Genomic DNA, 467 nt, shown 5'->3' on the forward strand with positions numbered 1-467 from the left:
GCCCTGACACGCGTGAAATCCTACCTCGACTATGGCGCCTTCACGCCGATCCAGGTGGCCGCCACCCAGGCGCTGAACGGTGACGGCAGCGACATCGCCGAAGTGCGCAATATCTACAAGCGCCGCCGCGACGTCATGGTCGACAGCTTCGGCAAGGCCGGCTTCGAAGTGCCGCCGCCGGCAGCGACGATGTTTGCCTGGGCAAAGATCCCGGAGAAGTTCCGTCATCTGGGCTCGCTCGAATTCTCGAAGCTCCTCGTCGAGAAGGCGGATGTCGCGGTCGCTCCGGGCATCGGCTTCGGCGAACAGGGCGACGACTATGTGCGCCTCGCTCTCGTCGAGAACGAGCACCGCATCCGCCAGGCGGCGCGCAACATCAAGAAATTCCTGTCGACCGCCGACGAGACGATGCACAACGTCATCTCGCTCAACGCTCATAGGTAAGAAGTCGGGAGGCGGGCTTGACG

At 63.4% G+C, this 467-nt stretch carries 1 protein-coding gene; it reads left to right on the top strand.

Features of this window, described 5'->3' with window-relative positions:
• A partial coding sequence (locus KW842_RS27190; protein ID WP_218307308.1) for an aminotransferase class I/II-fold pyridoxal phosphate-dependent enzyme occupies positions 1-444 on the top strand: 444 nt, incomplete at its 5' end.
• Positions 445-467 lie beyond the last annotated feature (23 nt).

This window comes from Duganella sp. sic0402 (assembly GCF_019219065.1).
Taxonomy (GTDB): domain Bacteria; phylum Pseudomonadota; class Gammaproteobacteria; order Burkholderiales; family Burkholderiaceae_D; genus Rugamonas.